Source organism: Parvibaculum sp. (assembly GCF_035511255.1).
In the GTDB taxonomy this organism is placed as follows: Bacteria; Pseudomonadota; Alphaproteobacteria; order Parvibaculales; family Parvibaculaceae; genus Parvibaculum.
The window spans coordinates 1-2,367 of record NZ_DATKFR010000512.1 but is presented as its reverse complement, the minus strand read 5'-3'; the positions used below and the strand labels follow the sequence as shown (position 1 = coordinate 2,367).

4 protein-coding genes and 1 pseudogene are annotated in these 2,367 nt (G+C 63.1%); 4 read left to right on the top strand and 1 reads right to left on the bottom strand.

Features of this window, described 5'->3' with window-relative positions; translation table 11 throughout:
* The first annotated feature begins 356 nt into the window (after positions 1 to 356).
* The 4 genes from VMR03_RS18940 to VMR03_RS18925 are packed head-to-tail and all read left to right on the top strand — an operon-like array spanning position 357 to position 2,149.
* Positions 357 to 698, top strand: a complete 342-nt coding sequence (locus VMR03_RS18940; protein WP_325408033.1) for a metalloregulator ArsR/SmtB family transcription factor — start codon at positions 357 to 359, stop codon at positions 696 to 698.
* Positions 695 to 1,087, top strand: a complete 393-nt coding sequence (locus VMR03_RS18935) for an SRPBCC domain-containing protein (RefSeq protein WP_325408031.1) — start codon at positions 695 to 697, stop codon at positions 1,085 to 1,087. Before VMR03_RS18940 ends, VMR03_RS18935 begins: the two co-directional genes overlap by 4 nt.
* Positions 1,084 to 1,677: an ATP-dependent Clp protease proteolytic subunit gene (locus VMR03_RS18930; RefSeq protein WP_414693210.1), complete on the top strand. Its 594-nt coding sequence runs from the start codon at positions 1,084 to 1,086 to the stop codon at positions 1,675 to 1,677. The genes VMR03_RS18935 and VMR03_RS18930 overlap by 4 nt, the downstream gene beginning before the upstream one ends.
* 10 nt (positions 1,678 to 1,687) lie before the next feature.
* Complete coding sequence (locus VMR03_RS18925) at positions 1,688 to 2,149, top strand: SRPBCC domain-containing protein (RefSeq protein WP_325408029.1); 462 nt, start codon at positions 1,688 to 1,690, stop codon at positions 2,147 to 2,149.
* Positions 2,150 to 2,153: 4 nt separating this feature from the next.
* Here VMR03_RS18925 and VMR03_RS18920 read toward each other — a convergent pair.
* A pseudogene (locus tag VMR03_RS18920) lies at positions 2,154 to 2,367 on the bottom strand (multidrug ABC transporter permease); the annotation flags it as partial.

Genomic DNA, 2,367 nt, shown 5'->3' with positions numbered 1-2,367 from the left:
AATCAAGATCAGGTCCTTCTCATTATTCCTTGGACCGGATGCTCGTTGAAACAGGGTTCAAGCATCGCGGTCCGGGCGACGGTCGGGATATCCGAACGACAAGACTGTCCTTCTTCCGCGAAGCCTTCATGGCTCTCGCGGTTCGTCCAGTCAGCGTCGTCGTTGCCCGTTCAGGATCATTCGATCACTCCGTCCCCTCGACGGTACGTTCCGGCCCTAGCCGCGAAGTACCAATAGAAAAAGCCGCCTTTTGCGGGCGGCGATCCGAGAAGCGGTGGAGTATTACGGAGGGAAGCGGGGCCTGTCAAATCGGCTTCTGCGGGAAGGACTTGACCAATCCATAAGTGTATACTTATATGTTGGCCATGGAGAGCCAGCCCGCCGTCATAGAGACCGAAATTTTCCGTGCCCTGGCCGACCCCACGCGCCGTGCCGTGCTGGAGCGCCTCGGCAAGGGCGAGCAGACGGTCACCGAGCTCCGTACGGGCTTTGCCGTCTCGCAGCCCGCGATTTCGCAGCATCTGGCGGCGCTCCGGCGCGCCGGGCTCGTTTGCGAGAGGCGCGCGGGACGCCATGTCTATTACCGCGCCGATCCCGCCGGCATCGCGCCGCTGATCGGCTGGATCGAGCGTTACCAGAGCTTCTGGCGGGATCGGCTGGAGCGGCTCAAGGACGTCTTGCAGGAGATGGACGAATGAAAAATCCGCGCGATGAAGTCACGCTCGATTGTGACCTGCCCCACCCGCCCGCAAAGGTCTGGAGGGCGCTGACGGAGCCCACCCTCCTCGCCCGCTGGCTGACCACGCCCGAGATCGACGCCGATTGCAAAGTCATCGAAGCCGAACCGCATCGTCTGCTCCGCCTCAACTGGCGAACGGAAGAAGGCGGCGAGAGCATCGATACGCGCATCACCTTCACGCTTACCGAGACGGAAACCGGCACTCATCTTCACCTGGTGCATGACGGCTTCCCCGCCTCGCAGCCTGTCGCGATGCTCTTGGGTACGAATGTCGTTCCGCTCGCGCCACGTCGACTCCGCGCCCGTCGCATCACCTCCATATGCTCGAACCTGCGGTGGGCGGCATGATGAACCTCGTTCCGATGGTCATCGAGCAATCGCCGCGCGGCGAGCGTTCCTTCGACATCTTCTCGCGGCTTCTGCGCGAGCGCATCGTCTTCGTCAACGGCCCGGTCGACGACGGCATGTCGGCGCTGGTCTGCGCGCAGCTTCTCTTTCTCGAGTCCGAAAATTCCGAACGCCCCATCGCGATGTATATCAATTCGCCCGGCGGCTCGGTGACGGCCGGCCTCGCCATCTACGACACGATGCAATATATCCGCGCGCCCGTTTCGACCGTCTGCATGGGCTTTGCGGCCTCGATGGGGTCGCTGCTTCTCTGCGCCGGCACGCCGGACAAGCGCATCGCGCTACCGAACGCCAGCATCCTCGTCCACCAGCCCTCGGGCGGCTTTCAGGGCACGGCGTCCGACATCGAGCGCCATGCCGAGGACATCATCAAGACGCGGCACCGCATCTACGGCATCTATGCGAAACATTGCGGCCGGACGATCGAGGAGGTAGCACGCACCCTCGACCGCGACCGCTACATGACGGCGGAAGAAGCCCGCGACTGGGGCCTCATCGACCACGTCTATGAGAAGCGCGAAGCGGCGTGAGGAGACGAGCATGATGCCCGACAACGCCGCCCCCACGGAACGCAAGTCCATCGTCGTCGATTACGATCTTCCTCATTCGCCGGAGAAGGTCTGGCGGGCGCTGACCGAACCGGCGCTCCTCGAACGCTGGCTGATGCCGAACGACATCGCGCCGGTCGTCGGCCATCGCTTCACCTTCAGGACGCAGCCCGCGCCCAATTTCGACGGCATCGTGCATTGTGAGGTGCTGGAAGTCCTCGCCCTGAAGCGCCTGCGCTATTCATGGCAGGGCGGCAACAAGGAGCTCGCGGGCTATGGCCACTGGCTCGACACGGTCGTCACCTGGACGCTGACCGAGACCGAGACCGGCACCCATCTCCGTCTTGAACATGACGGCTTTGCGCCGAAGGCCTTCGCCTATGAGCCCCTGAGCAAGGGCTGGCGCGGGCATGTCGCGGAGCGGATGAGCGAAATCCTCAACGAGGCCGATTGAGCCCTCACCCCTTCAGCCTGTAGCCCCGGCGGAAGAGCTGGTCGCTGACGATCCACAACACCAGATTGACCGCGACGGTGAGGATGATGCCCGTCTGAACCGAGCCATCCGCATGGCCCGTGAAGCCGTAGCGAAAGCCGTCGATCAGGTAGAAGACCGGGTTCCAATGCGTGATCTCGTGGGCGAAGGGCGGGAGCTGATCGACGGAATAGAATGTG

Coding starts and splice junctions, on each gene's coding strand:
- VMR03_RS18940 (WP_325408033.1), top strand. CDS start 357: ATGTTGGCCATGGAGAGCCAGCCCGCCGTCATAGAGACCGAAATTTTC.
- VMR03_RS18935 (WP_325408031.1), top strand. CDS start 695: ATGAAAAATCCGCGCGATGAAGTCACGCTCGATTGTGACCTGCCCCAC.
- VMR03_RS18930 (WP_414693210.1), top strand. CDS start 1,084: ATGATGAACCTCGTTCCGATGGTCATCGAGCAATCGCCGCGCGGCGAG.
- VMR03_RS18925 (WP_325408029.1), top strand. CDS start 1,688: ATGATGCCCGACAACGCCGCCCCCACGGAACGCAAGTCCATCGTCGTC.